Below are 15525 nucleotides of genomic sequence, written 5' to 3' on the forward strand. Positions count from 1 at the left end.
GGTCACGCGGGCTCGCGGACCAGGGCCAGCCAGCGGTCGGTGATCCCGCCCCACAGGTCGCGCAGCGCCGGCTCGGCCGCGGCGACGCCGTCCAGCATGGCGGGCACGTCCAGGCCGAGCTCGGCCAGCTGCGGCGACTCCCCCGAGGCCCACGCGGTGGCCGAGGCGAGCAGCACCTCGGGATGGAACTGCACACCCCACGCGCGCCGGCCCAGGCGGAAGGCCTGGTGCGGGAAGGCATCGTCGCGCAGGAGGGAGACGGCCCCTGGCGGCAGCTCCGCGATCTCGTCCCAGTGCCACTGGACGGCCTGGCCGTCGGCGGGGAAGCCGGAGAACAGCTCGTCGTCGTCGGCCGCCGGGTAGGCGCCGAGCGGGAAGAGGCCGACCTGGGCGGCGGCGGCGACGGTGACGGTCCCGCCGCAGGCCTGGGCGAGCAGCTGGCCGCCGAGGCAGACCCCCAGGACGGGGACCTCGTCGCGGACCGCCTCCCGCAGCAGCGCCTCCACGGCGGGCAGCCACGGGGCCAGGCCGACGTCGCCGGTTCCCGGGGTGCCGCCGAGCACGACCAGGCCGTCGTGTCCCGACAGGTCGGGGGGCAGGGGTTCGCCCAGGTACGGGTGGCGCAGGTCGAGCTTGTGCCCGGCCCGCTCGATCCGCTCCCCGATCAGGCCGGGGCCGGTGCCGTGTTCGTGCTGGATGCCGAGGATCACAGGCGTCCCGCCTCGATGATGGACTTCAGGAACATGCGCGTACGCTCCTCGTGTGGTTCGGTGAAGATCTGTTCGGGCGGCCCCTCCTCCAGCAGGCAGCCCTGGTGCAGGAAGCACACCCGGCTCGCCACCTCGCGGGCGAAGCCCATCTCGTGGGTGGCCAGCAGCATGGTCAGTCCCTCGGCCGCCAGGTCACGGACGATGCCGAGGACCTCGGCGACGAGCTCGGGGTCGAGCGCCGAGGTGATCTCGTCCAGCAGCAGCACGCGAGGCCCCATGGCGAGGGTCCTGACGATCGCGACCCGCTGCTGCTGCCCGCCGGACAGCCGGTCGGGGTAGGCGTCGGCGCGTTCCTCCAGGCCCACCCTGCGCAGCAGCTCCAGCGCGCGGGCACGGGCCTGCTCACGCGGCAGGCCGCCGAGCCTGACCGGCGCCAGCGTGATGTTGTCCAGCACGCTCATGTGCGGGAACAGGTTGTAGCTCTGGAAGACCATGCCGATGTCTTTGCGCAGCAGGTTGACGTCCACGCCCGCTCCGGAGACCACCTCGCCGTCCAGGCGGACGGTGCCGGCGTCGATGGACTCCAGCGCGTTGACACAGCGCAGCAGGGTGGACTTGCCGCTGCCCGAGGCGCCGATCAGGCAGATCACCTCGTGCCGCTCCACGGACAGGTCGATGCCCTTGAGCACCTCGTGGCCGCCGTAGCTCTTGCGCAGCCCTTCGAGCTCCAGGAAGGCCATCACGTGCTCCGTTCGCGGGTGAGGAGACGGTCGACGAGCCGGGCCTGCGGGATGGTGATGAGGATGAACAGCACCGCCACGACCGTGACCGAGGAGAGGTTGAAGTTGTTGGCGGCCAGGATCTTGGCCTGGTTGAAGGCGTCGATGCTGCCGATGACGTTCACCAGCGCGGTGTCCTTCTGCAGGCTGATGAAGTCGTTCAGCAGCGGCGGGATCACCCGGCGCGTGGCCTGCGGCACCACCACGTGCCGCATGGTCGCCAGGTAGGAGAAGCCGAGCGAGCGCGAGGCCGCGATCTGGCTGGGGTGGATGCTCTCGATGCCGGCGCGGAAGACCTCGGCGACGTAGGCGCCGTAGACCACGGTGAGCGCCAGGATCGCGTACCAGGTCTGGTTGAGCCCGCTGAGCAGCGGAACCTCGGCCAGCGGCAGGCCGAAGCCGATCAGGTAGATCACGATGATCGCGGGAACGGCGCGGACGGCGTCGATGTAGAAGGTCGCCAGCCGCCTGATCGGCCGCCCCGCCCGGCCGGGCGCGAGCCTGGCCAGGGCCAGGACCAGGGCCCAGACCAGCACGAGCGCCTGCGCCACCACGGCGATGACCAGGTTGGTGGCGAAGGCGCGGGCGATGTCGGGGAAGCTCGCCCACATCAGGGCGCCGTCGAGGAAGGTCTTCTGCACCGCCGCGTCGTTGGCGAGCACGAAGACGATCGCGCCCAGCGCGCACAGGACGGCCAGCGCCGCGCCGAGCGCCGTCCAGGCCGACTCGCGCACGCGCGCGGCCAGGCGGCGCGCCGCCACGACGTCGGTCTCCTCCAGCGCGGCGGCGCAGGCACGCGAGGCTCGCCAGGCGTCCCACGCGGGCCGGAACACCGCCAGGACGGCCAGCGCGCCCGCGACCGCGACGGCGCCGAGCGCCCAGCGCCAGGGCCCGGCGGTGGCCGCCCCGACGAGGTCGGCGGCCACGGCCCAGGTGGCGGCGGTGGCGAGCGCCGCTCCCGTCATGCCGGCCGCCGCGAAGCCGCGTGCCGGCGCGGGGACGGGCTGGGCGCGCTCCGGCGCGGCCGAGGCGCCCCCGAGGAGCGTCTGCTGGGCGGTCACGACGCCTGCCAGAGCGGGACGGAGGCCGGGTCGCCGCCGAACACCTTGGCCAGGTGGTCGGCCGACAGCTTGTCGAACGTCCCGTCGGACTTCATCTGCTCGATGATCGCGTCGAGGGTGGCGGCGTTGGGCGAGCCCTTGGGGTAGAGCGCGCCGTACGACTCGCCGGTCGAGTACTGGCCGACGACGGTCAGCGCGCCCTGCGAGTTGGCGGCGGTGCCCAGCATGATGGCCACGTCCTGGAGCCCGGCGTCGATCTGCCCGGCCTTGACGGCGGCGGCCATCTCGGGGTCGTTGGGGAAGACCTTGGGCTGCTGCTCGGGCTTGAGGACGTTGGCCACGAAGTCGGCGCCGGTGGTTCCCTGCTTGACGCCCAGGCGCAGCGTGCGCAGGTTGCCGGCGGTCACGTCGGCGCCCTTCTTGGTCATCACCCCGATGTTGGAGGCGAAGTAGGGCGCCGAGAAGGTCACCACCTTCTTGCGCGCCTCGGTGATGGAGATCTCGGCCAGGGCCAGGTCGAAGTCCTTGGTGTGGCCGGCGACCAGCGCGTCGAAGGGCGCGTTCTCGACGGCCAGCTTGGACAGCCCCGCGCGGTAGGCGATGGTGGCCGCCATGCAGTACTCGAAGCCGTCCTTGATGTCGGCCACCGTGTCGCCGTTCCACCAGCCCTTGGAGGGCAGGTCGCCCTGCACCGTCAGGGTGTCCTCGGTCACGGTCGCGAGCTTGAACTCGCCCCGCTTGCCGGTCACGGTGCAGTTGCCGTAGGCGGTGCCGCTGGCCTCGGTGGTGCTGGAGGTGGAGGATCCGCAACCTGCCGCAAGCAGCAGGACGGTGAGACCGGCGGCGGCGAGGCCGGAGCGGGTTCGGGTCATGGCTCACTCCTGAGTCGTTCTGGGGTACGCCACGGTTGCAAAAACGCTTTGGCTTGGTCAATGGGTGTTGCCAAAACGTTTTCTCAAACGCCGATAGGATCATTCCATGAGCTCACGCGCCGGCATCCGCGACGTCGCCACCGCCACCGGGCTGTCTATCACGACGGTGTCCCACGCCCTCAGCGGCAAGGGCCGCGTCTCCGCCAAGACCAGGGCGATGGTCCTGGCCGCCGCGGAGGAGCTCGGCTACCGGCCCGACCCGATCGCCGCGGGCCTGGCCTCCGGCCGGGTGGGCGTGATCGGCGTGCCCGTCGTCCACCTCGACTCGCGGCACTGGGGCCACACCTACCGGCCCTACTACGCCGCGTTCACGGCCGGCGCCACCATGCTGGCCGTCGAGCGCGAGCACGCCCTGGTCGTCGTGCCGGCCGCACCCGGTTCGGGGATGATCCGCAGGGTCCCGCTGGACGGCGTCATCGTGGTCGACCCCGAGCCGAACGACGCCATCCTGGCCGACTGCCTGCGCAGGGCGATCCCCGTGGTCGCCGACGGGGCGCCCCTCGACCCCGGGCACGCGACCGTCCCCGTCATCCACAGCGACGCCGACGACGTGCTGCGCACGCTGCTCGACCGGCTGCGCGCCACGGGCTCGCGCCGCATCGCGCTGCTGACCGGCACCGAGGCCGACTCCTACACGATCGACACCGACCGCGCCTACCGCGCCTGGTGCGCGGCCACCGGCAACCCGCCGATCGTCGAGGCGCTGCAGCCCGACGAGGTCCCCGAGGTTGCCGCCAAGCGGCTGCTGTCGCGGGCCGACCGGCCCGACGCCGTCCACGGCCTCAACGAGACCTACGGCGAGGCGCTGCTGGCCGCCGCCAGGCGGCTGGGCCTGTCCATCCCCGGCGCCCTGCGCGTGTCGATGATGTGCGAGACCTCGGAGGACAAGCGCTGGGAGGTGCCCCTCACCGTGATCAGCCTGGAGGCCGCCGAGCGCGGCGCGATCGCGGCGGCGGCGCTGATCGACGTTCTGGCCGGGAAAGCGGCCGACCGGCTGCACGTCCCGACCCGCCTGGTCATCCGCGCCTCGACGGGCTGACACGCCGACGGGCTGACACGCCACCGCCCCGCCACGACGTGCGCGGCGGGGCGGGATGGGCTGGACGGTCTAGGACAGGCCCGGCGCGGGGAAGCGCGCGGTCAGCTCGGAGACCTCGTGGTGCACGCGGGTGATCACGTCCTCGGCGTCACCCTTGGCCAGCGCGGTGACGACCTCGTCCATCCACGCGCCGATCTGCCGCATCTCGGCCTCCTTCATGCCGCGCGAGGTGACCGACGGCGTGCCGATGCGGATGCCGGACGGGTCGAACGGCTTGCGGGTGTCGAACGGCACCGTGTTGTAGTTGGTCTCCAGGCCCGCCCGGTCGAGCGCCTGCGCGGCAGGCTTGCCGCCGATGCCCTTGGGCGTCAGGTCGAGCAGGATCAGGTGGTTGTCCGTGCCGCCGGAGACCAGGTCGAAGCCGCGGCTCGACAGTTCCTCGGCCAGCGCCTTGGCGTTGGCGACGACCTGAGCGGCGTACTCGCGGAAGGCCGGCTGGGCCGCCTCGTGCAGGGCCACCGCGATCGCGGCGGTCGTGTGGTTGTGCGGGCCGCCCTGCAGGCCGGGGAAGACGGCCTTGTTCAGCGCCGTGGCGTGCTCGTCGGAGGAGGCCATCAGCATCGCGCCGCGCGGGCCGCGCAGCGTCTTGTGCGTAGTGGTGGAGATCACGTCGGCGTGGCCGACGGGCGAGGGGTGGGCGCCGCCGGCGATGAGGCCGGCGATGTGCGCGATGTCGGCGGCCAGGACCGCGCCGACCTCGCGGGCGATCGAGGCGAAGCCCTCGAAGTCGATCGTGCGCGGGATCGCGGTGCCGCCGCAGAAGATCAGCTTCGGCCGGTGCTCCAGGGCCAGCTCCCTGACCTGGTCGAGGTCGACGCGGCCGGTGTCCTGGCGGACGCCGTAGCGGACCGGGTTGAACCACTTGCCGGTGGCGCTGACCGACCAGCCGTGGGTCAGGTGGCCGCCGAACGGCAGGCCCATGCCCATGACGGTGTCGCCCGGGTTGAGGAAGGCCATGTAGATGGCCAGGTTGGCGGGCGAGCCCGAGTAGGGCTGGACGTTGGCGTGCTCGACCCCGAACACCGCCTTGGCCCGGTCGACGGCCAGCGTCTCGATCTGGTCGATGACCTGCTGGCCCTCGTAGTAGCGCTTGCCCGCGTAACCCTCGGAGTACTTGTTGGTGAGAACGGTGCCGGTGGCCTCGAGGACCGCCTTGGACACGTAGTTCTCGGACGCGATGAGCTTGACGGTGTCGGCCTGACGGCGTTCCTCGGCCTTGATGAGCTCGGCGAGCTGCGGGTCGACGTTGGCGAGAGAACTCATGACTCCCCTGTCATCATTGACATTGCGCGAAGACCCAGGCGCTCGGCCTTCGCCCCTTCCGCTCCCCGGTGGTCAACCACCTAATGCGCCAGTCGCGACGCCCTAGACGATATCGGATGTCCATCGGCTGTCAGCCTGCCGTACGGCCGGCCCTGCCCCCGGTCGTCCCCTCCCCCGGCCACAGCCGGTCGACCTCGGCGTTCAGGATGGCACCGATGAGCACGGCCAGCGCGGTGATGTACAGCCACAGCAGCACGGCGATGGGCGCGGCGAGCGAGCCGTACACCGAGACGGGCGAGAACCAGGAGGCGAGGACCGTGCGCAGCACCATCGCGCACACCAGCCACAGGAACAGCGCCAGGACCGCGCCGGGCAGTTCGCGGAACCACCGGGTCCGCACGGGCACGCTGACGTGGTAGAGCAGGGTCAGGAACAGCACCGAGCCGATGATGACGACGGGCCAGTACAGCACGTCGACCAGCACCGCGTAGTCCTTGATCGCCGATCTGAGCAGGTCGGGCCCGATGAGCATGACCGGCATGACGACGACGCCGATGAGCAGGGCGATGAGGTAGAGGCCGAAGGACATCAGCCGGGTGCGGATGATGCCGCGTTCCTCGCCCAGGCCGTAGGCCACCGAGATGAGGTCCACGTACACGTACAGCGCGCGTGAGCCCGACCAGAGCGCCAGCAGGAAGCCGACCGAGATCAGCGGCACCGTGTTGCCGCTGCTGAGCACGTCGTCCAGCAGGGGCTTGATCACCTGGTCGATGGCGTTGTCGGTGAAGATGAACTGCGCCTGCTTCTCCACCTCGACGCGCACGGTCTGGACGGTGTCGGGGCCCAGCACGAAGCTCAGCTGGGCCAGCACGGCGATGAGCCCGAGCACGAACGGCGGCAGCGACAGCAGGGCGAAGAAGGCGGCCTCGCCGGCCAGACCGGTGACGCGGTAGTTGACGCCGGCGTCCACGGACGCGCGAACGATGGCCCACGACCGGGTGTCCAGCACCCAGCTGAGCCGCTCCCTCGCGCGGCTCATGCTGAGCCGCGGCCCGCGGCGCTTCGCGCCGGGCGGTGCGTCGGTGGACGTCATGGCAACCAAGGTATTCGCTGTCCGAGGTCAGCTTCCCCGCATGACCTGTGACAATCCGATCTCGTGTCAGGTTTCGACGATACGCGCGCCGAGGGGCAGGAGCGAGACGGGGATGAGTTTGATGTTGGCCACCCCCAGCGGGATGCCGATGATCGAGATGAACAGCGGGATCGCGGTGATGATGTGGCCGAGCGCCAGCCACCAGCCCGCGAAGATGATCCAGATGACGTTGCCGATGGTCGACATCGCGCCGGCGTCGGGATCGCGCACGACGGTCCTGCCGAAGGGCCACAGCGCATAGCCGGCGATCCTGAACGAGGCGATGCCGAAGGGGATCGTGATGATCAGGATGCAGCAGATGACGCCGGCGATCACGTAGCCGATCGCCAGCCAGAGGCCGGCCAGGACCAGCCAGATCACGTTCAGAATGGTGCGCATATGTTCAGCTTGTCAGCACATATACCAAACGATCATCCGGAATCGCCCTGAATCACCCCTGACGGGCCCCTGCCCTTCCCCGGCGGGCCCGCGAACGCCTGCGCGACCGCCGTCCACGCCCGCGCCGTCTCGCCCGTCACCTCCAGGCGCAGGTCGTCCAGGTGCCGCCGCTGGGTCACCAGCAGGCAGAAGTCGAGCATCGGCCCGCGCACCACGTCCCGCGCTCCCGCGGGCCCGGCCGTCCACGGCGCGCCGTCCGGCAGCGTCAGCTCCACCCGCACCGGGTCGGCGGGCACCGGCCTGCCCCTGACCGCGAAGCCGTACGGCATGGCCCGCACCCCCAGCGTGGCCACGTGCCTGAGCCTGGCGGTGGGAGTCCTGACCACGCCCAGCGCGTCGGCCACGTCCTGGCCGTGGGCCCAGGTCTCCATCAGCCTGGCGGTGACGAAGGAGGCGGCCGACATGGGCGGGCCGTACCAGGGGACGCGCCGCCTGGGATCGAGCGTGGCGAACACCTCCAGCATGCGGGCGCGGGCCGTACGGAACCACGCGCGCACCTCGGCGGCGGGCAGCGCGCGGGCCTCGGCCACCAGGTCGTCGACGAAGGTCTCGGCCACCTCGCCGGCCCGCAGGGAGCCGGGGTCGGTGACGGCTCTGACCGCCGCCTCGTCGAACCACGCCAGGTGGCCGACCTGGTCGCGGATCAGCCACCCCTCGGCCGGCGTGGGGAGCTCCCAGTCGGCGCCCTCCAGGAGCGACTCGAGGTCGGCGGTCTCGTCGCGCAGGTCGATGAGCAGGGCCGGGAAGAAGTCCACGATGAATAATCAAGTGGTGATCTGCGAGAAGTGCAAGGAGAAGCATCACGAGGAGTGCAGGGGCGGTTCGTGGTGCGACTGCCAGCACCAGAGCGAGGACACGCCCAAGGAGTCGGAACTCGACTGGCCCAGGCAGGGCTGAAGATCGTCCAGACTCTGGACCACTGTTGGACATGGCAGACCGCCAAGGTATGGTCTGAGGTATGCCAGCGGACCCGATGCTCGTCGTGCGACGTCACGTCGACCTTCAGCGTGTCCGCAGCGCCATCTGTTAGCGACGCCCGCTCTCCTTTCCGTTTTCTTTCTGGAACGACGCGCGCGTCGCACACCCCGGTCCCCTGCACTCGACGATGAGGCAGGAGGAGGCCGGCGCGCGCCCATGACTCAAAGGACGCGCTATGACCACCCCTGCCAGCCGGCATCACAAGCGCCCGCGCGGCGAAGGTCAGTGGGCTCTCGGCTACCGCGAGCCGCTGAACAAGAACGAGGAGAACAAGAAGAACGATGACGGGCTGAACGTACGCCAGCGCATCATCGACATCTACTCCAAGCGCGGCTTCGACTCCATCGACCCGGCCGACCTGCGTGGACGCATGCGGTGGTACGGCCTGTACACTCAGCGCAAGCCCGGCATCGACGGCGGCAAGACCGCCGTCCTCGAGCCGGAGGAGCTGGACGACCGCTACTTCATGCTGCGCGTCCGCATCGACGGCGGGCAGCTGAGCGTCGAGCAGCTGCGGGTGCTGGCCGACATCTCCAACCAGTACGGCCGGGGCACCGCCGACGTCACCGACCGGCAGAACATCCAGTACCACTGGATCGAGATCGAGGCGGTGCCCGACATCTGGCAGCGCCTGGAGGCCGTCGGCCTGTCGACGACCGAGGCCTGCGGCGACACGCCGCGCGTCATCCTCGGCTGCCCGCTGGCCGGCATCGACTCCGAGGAGGTGCTCGACGCCACCGAGGCGATCCGCGAGGTGCACGAGCGCTTCATCGGCGACCCGGCCTACTCCAACCTGCCGCGCAAGTTCAAGTCGGCCATCTCCGGCTGCCCGGCCCACTGCACGGTGCACGAGATCAACGACGTGGCCTTCGTCGGGGTCGTCAACGAGCAGGGCGAGAAGGGCTTCGACCTGTGGGTGGGCGGCGGCCTGTCCACCAACCCGATGTTCGGCAAGCGGCTCGGCGTGTTCGTCCGCCCCGACCAGGTGGGCGACGTCTACGGCGGCGTGATCGGTATCTTCCGCGACTACGGCTACCGCAGGCTCAGGCACCGCGCCAGGATCAAGTTCCTGGTCAACGACTGGGGCCCGGAGAAGTTCCGCGAGGTGCTGCAGACGGAGTACCTCAAGGAGGACCTGCCCGACGGCCCCGCGCCCGAGCAGCCGCGCAACAGCCGCCGCGACCACGTGGGCGTCCACCCGCAGCAGGACGGCAACTTCTACGTCGGCTTCGCGCCCAAGGTCGGCCGGCTCGACGGCGACACGCTGCACGTGATCGCCGACCTGGCCGAGCGGCACGGCTCGGCCCGGGTCCGCACCACCGTCGAGCAGAAGATGGTCATCCTCGACGTCGCGCCCGACCAGGTCGACTCGCTGGTGGCGGCGCTGGAGGCGCACGACCTGCAGGTCACGCCCTCCACCTTCCGCCGCCAGACGATGGCTTGCACCGGCATCGAGTACTGCAAGCTGGCCATCGTCGAGACCAAGGCCACCGCCTCCCACCTGATCGACGAGCTGGAGAAGCGGCTGCCGGCCTTCGCCGAGCCGCTGACCATCAACGTCAACGGCTGCCCGAACTCCTGCGCCCGCATCCAGGTCGCCGACATCGGCCTGAAGGGCCAGCTGGTCGTCAACGACAAGGGCGAGCAGGTCGAGGGCTTCCAGATCCACCTCGGCGGCTCGCTCGGCGTCAACGCGGGCTTCGGCCGCAAGGTGCGCGGCCTGAAGACCACGGCCGAGGAGCTGCCCGACTACGTCGAGCGGGTCCTGACCCACTTCGAGGACCAGAAGAAAGAGGGCGAGTCGTTCGCCGACTGGGTCCAGCGAGCGGACGAGGCGGACCTCAGATGAGCGAACGCGCGGTTCCCTTCCACTGCCCGTACTGCGGTGAGGAGGACCTGGAGCCCTACGAGGGCGACGGCGGCTGGTACTGCCGGGCCTGCGCCCGCGCCTTCAAGCTCAAGTTTCTCGGGATCGGAGTGAGGATATGACGCTGGTTGACATCGAGGTGACGTTAAGAGAACAGCGCGGCACGCTCGACCTGCAGTCCATTGTCGAGTCCGCCGCCGTGTTCCTGGAGGGCGCGCCCGCCAGGGAGATCATCCGGTGGGCGGCCGCCACGTTCGGCGACCGGTTGTGCCTGACCTCCTCCATGAGCGACGCCCTGCTGATCGACCTGGTGAGCAGGGTGAAGCCGGGTGTTGACGTCCTCTTCATCGACACGGGCTACCACTTCGCCGAGACGATCGGCACCCGTGACGCGGTACGGCAGGTCTATGACGTCAACGTGATCGATGTGAAGCCGTCGCGGACGGTGGAGGAACAGGAGCGCGACCTCGGTCCGCGGCTGTTCGGCCGCAATCCCGACCTGTGCTGCTACCTGCGCAAGGTGGAGCCGCTCAACCGGGCGCTCGAGCCGTACCTGGCGTGGCTCTCCGGCATCCGCCGCGACGAGTCGCCGACGCGCACGGGCACCAAGGTCGTGGAGTGGGACGCCAAGCGCCAGATGGTCAAGGTCAACCCGATCGCCGCGTGGACCCAGGACGACGTCGACAACTACATGGCCGACAACGGCGTCCTGATCAACCCGCTGCACTACGACAACTACCCGTCCATCGGCTGCGCGCCCTGCACGCGACAGGTGGCCGAGGGCGAGGATCCGCGCAGCGGCCGCTGGGCGGGCATGGGGAAGACCGAATGCGGCATTCACCTCTGAGCCGGGAAGCGCTGACCCAGGAAGCGCTGACGCGGGAAACGCCGGCTCCGGCGGGTGAGGGAGCGCGCCTTGGCAGGGGCGCGATCCCGTTGGTCGCGGTGGCGCACGGGTCACGCGACCCGCGCGCCGCCGCGGCCGTGGAGGCCCTGCTCGACCGGGTCCGCCGGCGGCGGCCCGGCCTGGAGGTCCGCTCGGCCTACCTCGACCACGGCCCGCCGACGCTCGGCCAGGCGCTGCACGGCCTGCGCGAGGCGGTCGTGCTGCCGCTGCTGCTGACCGAGGCCTACCACAGCAGGGTCGACCTGCCGGCCGCGCTGGCTGAGGCGCGCGCCCGTGACGCCCGCCTGCGCGTGCGCTACGGCACGACGCTGGGCCCGCACCCGCTGCTGCTCGACGCCCTCGACCGCCGCCTGGCGGAGGCGGGGGTCGCCACCGGCGATCCCGGCACGGCCGTCGTGCTGGTCTCGGCCGGCTCGAGCGACGCCCGCGCCAACGCCGTCGTCGCGGCTCTGGCCCGCGACTGGGGCCGCCGGTCCGGCTGGTGGGCCGTCACGCCCGCCTACGCCTCCGCGGCCGGGCCCACCCCCGCCGAGGCGGTCGCGGCCCTGCGTGCCGCGGGAGCACCGCGGGTGGCCGTCGCGCCGTACCTGCTGGCGCCCGGCTTCTTCGCCGACAAGGTACGGCGCGGCGCGGGCGCCGACGTCGTGTCGGACGTGCTCGGTCCGGCCCCCGAGCTGGTCGAGGTGCTGCTCGAACGCTACGAGCTCGCGCTGCGGGCCGAACCCGCCGCGGTCCCGGCCTGATCGGGGCGGCCCGGTTCCGCGCGGTCCGAACCCGGCGTGGTCGGCCCGCCTGATCGGGGCGGCCCGATCAGGCCCGGTCCGGGCCCGGCGTGGTCGGCCCGGCCCGGTCCTGCGGGGTCAGTCGCGGTCGAGCTGCCGCCGCTCGCCGCTCCACAGCTGCTCGTGGGACAGGCCGAGGTGCTCGCGCCAGGCGGCCCAGCCTCGCTTGATCGGCTTGGCCCGCGAGTCGCCGATGACCTTCACGTCGCCCATGACCGCGTAGGCGTGCACGCGCACCACGGGCACGTTCATGCCGGGCGCGGCCTCCAGCACGTCGACCTTCTTGTCGCCCATGACGGCCATGCCGTCGAGGTCGACGTCCACGCCGTCCGGAACGATGATCTTCACATCGCCCATCACGGAGACGGCCGTGACGTCGATGGTGTTGGTGCGGACCTCGGCCTCGCGCAGGTCGAGCAGCACGTCGCCCATCACCGCGACGGCGCCGAGCTCCTGGTCGATCCGCCACTTGCCGCGGCGCTTGGAGTCACCCATGATCGCCACGAACCACCGCCGGCGACGTGAGGGCGGCGCGGCGGGCAGGGGTGCCGCGATGCCGGCGGCCGGCAGGTCCTGGGTGATCAGGGCCAGCTGGGCGTGCGTGGTCGCCTGGTAGGCGGCCTCCGTCCGGTCGGTCAGCTCGACCAGCGTCAACCGGCCCTCGACCGAGGCTTCTCGCAGCCGCTCGACGACGGCCTCTCGCTCGGCGTCTGAGGCGCGCAGGTCCCCCGGTTCATTCATAAACGCAACATATCGCGTTTTGACGGGCTTGCGGAGCCCGAGATCGCCGAGCCGCACGAGCCTGGGCCGAGACGGAAGACGCTAGGGTCCTGTCATGCATGAGGAACAGCTCTACAGGGCGGCGTTGACCGGCGACCTGGAGACCGTGGGCGAGCTGCTGGCCGCGGGCGCCGACCCCAAGGTGGTCAGCCAGGGCGAGGAGGAGGGCCTCCCGTTGTGCGCGGCGGCCGCGTGGGACCGCGTGGCCGTGGCACAGGCGCTGCTGGCCGGGGGCGCCGACGTCGACGGCGCCGAGAGCGGCGGCTGGCGGGCGCTGGCGTGGGCGGCGGCCAACGGCCATGCCGAGACCGCCCAGGTGCTCATCGAGGCGGGCGCGGACGTGAACGCGGCCAACGACGACGGCGACACGCCGCTGACGCTGGCCGCCAGGCGTGGCGCGCTCGGCGTGGTCAGGGTGCTGCTCGACGCGGGCGCCGACATCGAGAAGTACGACGCCGACGGCGACACGCCGCTCGACATCGCGGTCGACTGGGTGGGCGTCCACCTGGAGAGCGCGCTGCTCGACCAGATCGAGCAGGAGGGCTGGGAGTACGTCGTGGGCCGCCAGTACGCCAAGGACGGCACCGAGCTGGTCACGGTGGCCGGCCAGTCCCCCGACGGCGAGGAGCGCGAGCAGGTCCAGGCCCAGCGCGGCCACGCGGCGATCGCCACCCTCCTGGAGGAGGCCGACGGCATCCACACCCCCGTCGACCAGCTCGTGGCCAGGGCGGTGGCGCACCGCGACACCGACGAGGACGCCGAGACGTGGTGGATCGTCGCCGACACCCTCGGCAAGCGCGCCGACGAGGAGACCTACGAGGCACTGTCCCGGCTGTGCGTCAGCGAGGACGCCCGCGAGCGGGAGTTCGGCGTCGACGCCATCGCGCAGTTCGGGGTCACCGAGGGCGGCGACAAGCCGTACCGGGAGCGGACCCTGCCGTTGCTGCGCAAGATGGCCACGACCGAGGGCGACCCGCAGGTGCTGCGGTCGGTGCTGGCGGCGCTCGGCCACCAGGGCGACCCGAGGGCGCTGCCCCAGGTGCTCGGCATCATCGGCCGCCCCGGGCACAAGCGCACCATGACGGACGCGATCGCGCTGGCCGACGTGCTGCCGGGCGATGCCGAACAGCTGGGCGGCGAGGAGGGCGGGCTCTGGAGCGAAGGCCTGGCGCTGCTGGTCGAGATGTCGGCCGACGACGAGGACGAGGTCCGCGACTGGGCCACCACGGGTCTGGCCAACCTCGACGCCGACACCCCGCAGATCCGTGAGGCGCTGGCGAACAGGCTGGCCGACAGCGACCTGCGCACCGTCGCCGAGGCCTCCCGCGGGCTCGCGCTGCGCAAGGACGACAGGGCCAGGGCCGGGTTCGAGCGGGTGCTGGCCGGCAGCGACGACGACTACGCCCGCGAGGTGGCCGAGGAGGCCCGCAGGTCCCTGGAGGGCTGAGCGCGCAGGCCGCGTGACTCCCGACGTGCCGCGCGGGAGTCACGCGGCGACTTTGGCGAGAAGGTGGTGTAACACAGCGCAGTCACACGCTAACGTTCCGTTCGTCATCAGCCTCCGACGTTAGGACCGTGCGTGCACATCGGACTCGCCGCCGCGATCACCCTCCTGGCCGCCTGCCTGCCCGCCTCGGCGGGCCATGCCGCCGCCGACCCGACCGACCAGTGCGCGCTCGACAGCGACAGCGCGATAGAGGCGCAGCTGGCCCGCCATCCCGGCGGCACCAGGGTCGACACCAACACCGTCAGCTACGACGACGGCGCGCTGAGCGTCCACGTCTTCCCGTCCACGTGCGCGAGTCTCGACGGGCAGGGCGACTGCGACTCGGGCGTGGCCTGCTTCTGGGAGCGGTCGCGCTACCGCGGCAACCAGTGGGTGCTCAGCGGTAAGGGCAAGTGGGTCGACCTGCGGATCGACCGGTTCGGCTCGGTGCACAACAACCACCGCACCGCCCAGCTGCTGCTGCGCCGCACCCGTGACACCCCCACCGTGAAGGTCTACGGGTCCTACCTGGGCAGCCCCAACACGTTGCCCTCGGGCGCGCGCCGCCAGGCCGGCACGCTCGGCTGGGCCTGCCTGAGCACGCGCGGCTCGGGCGGCTGCGACTGACCGCCCGCCCGCCGTCGACGCGACCCCGCGACCCCGCGGCGGGTGCGGGCGATCATCGACGACCAGCGGGATATGTTGGGGTTTTCCAGCGAAAGGACATCGCCATGGCGACCACCCGTACCGCGACCACGCAGTGGAAGGGCGCGCTCCTCGACGGTTCCGGCCAGGTCTCGCTCGACACCTCGGGCGTCGGCACCTTCGACGTCTCCTGGCCCTCCAGGGCCGAGGCGGCCAACGGCAAGACCTCTCCCGAGGAGCTCATCGCGGCCGCGCACTCCTCGTGCTTCTCGATGGCCCTGTCCCACGGGCTGGCGCAGGCAGGCACCCCGCCGCAGACGATCGAGACCAAGGCCGACGTGACCTTCCAGCCGGGCGAGGGCATCACGGGCATCGTGCTGAGCGTGCGCGCGCAGGTGCCCATCACCGCCGAGCAGTTCCAGGAGGCGGCCGAGACGGCCAAGGCCAACTGCCCGGTGAGCAAGGCGCTGGCGGGCACCATCATTTCGCTCAACGCCGAACTGCTCGGCTGAGGCCCGCCGGTCGGCGCGGGCCCGGCGCCGCCGCTCGACGCGGGGCCCGCGACGCGACATCTTCCCCGCCCCTGACGGGACGGCGACACGCCGCGGGAGCGAGAACCCCTCAAGGGTTCGTACTCTCGTCATA

The 15525-nt window shown here is 71.4% G+C and carries 19 protein-coding genes; 10 read left to right on the forward strand and 9 right to left on the reverse strand.

Annotated elements, in window-relative coordinates; genetic code table 11:
- Positions 1–2: 2 nt before the first annotated feature.
- From ABZX22_RS00235 to ABZX22_RS00250, 4 genes are read right to left on the reverse strand one after another with little or no spacing between them, the layout of a single operon-like run.
- Positions 3–710 (reverse strand): type 1 glutamine amidotransferase, encoded by a 708-nt coding sequence (locus ABZX22_RS00235; RefSeq protein WP_354904294.1) that lies wholly within the window; start codon positions 708–710, stop codon positions 3–5.
- Positions 707–1450, reverse strand: coding sequence for an amino acid ABC transporter ATP-binding protein (locus tag ABZX22_RS00240; RefSeq protein WP_354904296.1), 744 nt, complete (start codon positions 1448–1450; stop codon positions 707–709). The genes ABZX22_RS00235 and ABZX22_RS00240 overlap by 4 nt, the downstream gene beginning before the upstream one ends.
- Positions 1450–2550 carry an amino acid ABC transporter permease gene (locus ABZX22_RS00245; RefSeq protein WP_354904299.1) on the reverse strand — a complete coding sequence of 367 codons (1101 nt, stop codon included), beginning with the start codon at positions 2548–2550 and terminating at the stop codon, positions 1450–1452. Before ABZX22_RS00245 ends, ABZX22_RS00240 begins: the two co-directional genes overlap by 1 nt.
- Positions 2547–3422, reverse strand: coding sequence for an ABC transporter substrate-binding protein (locus tag ABZX22_RS00250; RefSeq protein WP_354904301.1), 876 nt, complete (start codon positions 3420–3422; stop codon positions 2547–2549). The genes ABZX22_RS00245 and ABZX22_RS00250 overlap by 4 nt, the downstream gene beginning before the upstream one ends.
- A gap of 106 nt (positions 3423–3528) precedes the next feature.
- On the opposite strand from ABZX22_RS00250, the gene ABZX22_RS00255 reads away from it, so the two are divergent.
- A complete protein-coding gene (locus ABZX22_RS00255) occupies positions 3529–4521 on the forward strand; it encodes a LacI family DNA-binding transcriptional regulator (protein ID WP_354904303.1) in 993 nt (330 codons plus the stop codon).
- Between the two features lie 69 nt (positions 4522–4590).
- On the opposite strand, the gene glyA is transcribed toward ABZX22_RS00255, so the two are convergent.
- The 4 genes from glyA to ABZX22_RS00275 form a co-directional block, all read right to left on the reverse strand.
- Positions 4591–5844, reverse strand: coding sequence for a serine hydroxymethyltransferase (gene glyA / locus ABZX22_RS00260; RefSeq protein ID WP_354904305.1), 1254 nt, complete (start codon positions 5842–5844; stop codon positions 4591–4593).
- A gap of 130 nt (positions 5845–5974) precedes the next feature.
- Positions 5975–6937: a YihY/virulence factor BrkB family protein gene (locus tag ABZX22_RS00265; protein ID WP_354904307.1), complete on the reverse strand. Its 963-nt coding sequence runs from the start codon at positions 6935–6937 to the stop codon at positions 5975–5977.
- Between the two features lie 66 nt (positions 6938–7003).
- Positions 7004–7375: a YccF domain-containing protein gene (locus tag ABZX22_RS00270; RefSeq protein WP_354904310.1), complete on the reverse strand. Its 372-nt coding sequence runs from the start codon at positions 7373–7375 to the stop codon at positions 7004–7006.
- Positions 7376–7407: 32 nt separating this feature from the next.
- The gene (locus ABZX22_RS00275) at positions 7408–8190 is read right to left on the reverse strand and encodes a TIGR03084 family metal-binding protein (protein WP_354904312.1); all 783 of its coding nucleotides are present in this window, start codon (positions 8188–8190) and stop codon (positions 7408–7410) included.
- A 1-nt stretch (position 8191) separates the two neighbouring features.
- Between ABZX22_RS00275 and ABZX22_RS00280 the strand changes: the two genes are divergently transcribed.
- From ABZX22_RS00280 to ABZX22_RS00305, 6 genes are all read left to right on the forward strand, one after another.
- On the forward strand, positions 8192–8332 hold the full coding sequence (locus ABZX22_RS00280) for a hypothetical protein (protein ID WP_354904315.1): 141 nt from the start codon (positions 8192–8194) through the stop codon (positions 8330–8332).
- Positions 8333–8393: 61 nt separating this feature from the next.
- Complete coding sequence (locus ABZX22_RS00285; RefSeq protein WP_354905218.1) at positions 8394–8465, forward strand: putative leader peptide; 72 nt, start codon at positions 8394–8396, stop codon at positions 8463–8465.
- A 123-nt stretch (positions 8466–8588) separates the two neighbouring features.
- Positions 8589–10262, forward strand: coding sequence for a nitrite/sulfite reductase (locus tag ABZX22_RS00290; protein ID WP_354904318.1), 1674 nt, complete (start codon positions 8589–8591; stop codon positions 10260–10262).
- Positions 10259–10402, forward strand: coding sequence for an Insertion element protein (locus ABZX22_RS00295; RefSeq protein ID WP_354904319.1), 144 nt, complete (start codon positions 10259–10261; stop codon positions 10400–10402). Before ABZX22_RS00290 ends, ABZX22_RS00295 begins: the two co-directional genes overlap by 4 nt.
- On the forward strand, positions 10399–11127 hold the full coding sequence (locus ABZX22_RS00300) for a phosphoadenylyl-sulfate reductase (protein WP_354904321.1): 729 nt from the start codon (positions 10399–10401) through the stop codon (positions 11125–11127). The genes ABZX22_RS00295 and ABZX22_RS00300 overlap by 4 nt, the downstream gene beginning before the upstream one ends.
- Before the next feature lie 98 nt (positions 11128–11225).
- On the forward strand, positions 11226–11930 hold the full coding sequence (locus tag ABZX22_RS00305; RefSeq protein ID WP_354904323.1) for a CbiX/SirB N-terminal domain-containing protein: 705 nt from the start codon (positions 11226–11228) through the stop codon (positions 11928–11930).
- A gap of 117 nt (positions 11931–12047) precedes the next feature.
- Here the strand turns inward: ABZX22_RS00305 and ABZX22_RS00310 are convergent, their stop codons facing one another.
- The gene (locus ABZX22_RS00310) at positions 12048–12710 is read right to left on the reverse strand and encodes a DUF1707 domain-containing protein (protein WP_354904325.1); all 663 of its coding nucleotides are present in this window, start codon (positions 12708–12710) and stop codon (positions 12048–12050) included.
- A gap of 94 nt (positions 12711–12804) precedes the next feature.
- On the opposite strand from ABZX22_RS00310, the gene ABZX22_RS00315 reads away from it, so the two are divergent.
- The 3 genes from ABZX22_RS00315 to ABZX22_RS00325 all read left to right on the forward strand — a co-directional run bounded on the left by ABZX22_RS00315 (position 12805) and on the right by ABZX22_RS00325 (position 15392).
- Complete coding sequence (locus ABZX22_RS00315; RefSeq protein ID WP_354904327.1) at positions 12805–14196, forward strand: ankyrin repeat domain-containing protein; 1392 nt, start codon at positions 12805–12807, stop codon at positions 14194–14196.
- Between the two features lie 132 nt (positions 14197–14328).
- Positions 14329–14862, forward strand: a complete 534-nt coding sequence (locus ABZX22_RS00320; RefSeq protein WP_354904329.1) for a peptidase inhibitor family I36 protein — start codon at positions 14329–14331, stop codon at positions 14860–14862.
- Between the two features lie 104 nt (positions 14863–14966).
- Entirely contained in the window at positions 14967–15392 is a 426-nt protein-coding gene (locus tag ABZX22_RS00325) for an OsmC family peroxiredoxin (RefSeq protein ID WP_354904330.1), read from the forward strand.
- The last annotated feature ends 133 nt before the right edge of the window (positions 15393–15525 follow it).

Source organism: Nonomuraea sp. NPDC003804, from assembly GCF_040610675.1.
Taxonomy (GTDB): domain Bacteria; phylum Actinomycetota; class Actinomycetes; order Streptosporangiales; family Streptosporangiaceae; genus Nonomuraea.

What these genes read in the sequence shown, in the direction of transcription:
- ABZX22_RS00310 (WP_354904325.1), bottom strand. Translation starts at nt 12,710, where the DNA reads ATGAATGAACCGGGGGACCTGCGCGCCTCAGACGCCGAGCGAGAGGCC.
- ABZX22_RS00325 (WP_354904330.1), top strand. Translation starts at nt 14,967, where the DNA reads ATGGCGACCACCCGTACCGCGACCACGCAGTGGAAGGGCGCGCTCCTC.
- ABZX22_RS00250 (WP_354904301.1), bottom strand. Translation starts at nt 3,422, where the DNA reads ATGACCCGAACCCGCTCCGGCCTCGCCGCCGCCGGTCTCACCGTCCTG.
- ABZX22_RS00290 (WP_354904318.1), top strand. Translation starts at nt 8,589, where the DNA reads ATGACCACCCCTGCCAGCCGGCATCACAAGCGCCCGCGCGGCGAAGGT.
- ABZX22_RS00255 (WP_354904303.1), top strand. Translation starts at nt 3,529, where the DNA reads ATGAGCTCACGCGCCGGCATCCGCGACGTCGCCACCGCCACCGGGCTG.
- ABZX22_RS00300 (WP_354904321.1), top strand. Translation starts at nt 10,399, where the DNA reads ATGACGCTGGTTGACATCGAGGTGACGTTAAGAGAACAGCGCGGCACG.
- ABZX22_RS00315 (WP_354904327.1), top strand. Translation starts at nt 12,805, where the DNA reads ATGCATGAGGAACAGCTCTACAGGGCGGCGTTGACCGGCGACCTGGAG.
- ABZX22_RS00280 (WP_354904315.1), top strand. Translation starts at nt 8,192, where the DNA reads ATGAATAATCAAGTGGTGATCTGCGAGAAGTGCAAGGAGAAGCATCAC.
- ABZX22_RS00270 (WP_354904310.1), bottom strand. Translation starts at nt 7,375, where the DNA reads ATGCGCACCATTCTGAACGTGATCTGGCTGGTCCTGGCCGGCCTCTGG.
- ABZX22_RS00240 (WP_354904296.1), bottom strand. Translation starts at nt 1,450, where the DNA reads ATGGCCTTCCTGGAGCTCGAAGGGCTGCGCAAGAGCTACGGCGGCCAC.
- ABZX22_RS00265 (WP_354904307.1), bottom strand. Translation starts at nt 6,937, where the DNA reads ATGACGTCCACCGACGCACCGCCCGGCGCGAAGCGCCGCGGGCCGCGG.
- glyA (WP_354904305.1), bottom strand. Translation starts at nt 5,844, where the DNA reads ATGAGTTCTCTCGCCAACGTCGACCCGCAGCTCGCCGAGCTCATCAAG.
- ABZX22_RS00295 (WP_354904319.1), top strand. Translation starts at nt 10,259, where the DNA reads ATGAGCGAACGCGCGGTTCCCTTCCACTGCCCGTACTGCGGTGAGGAG.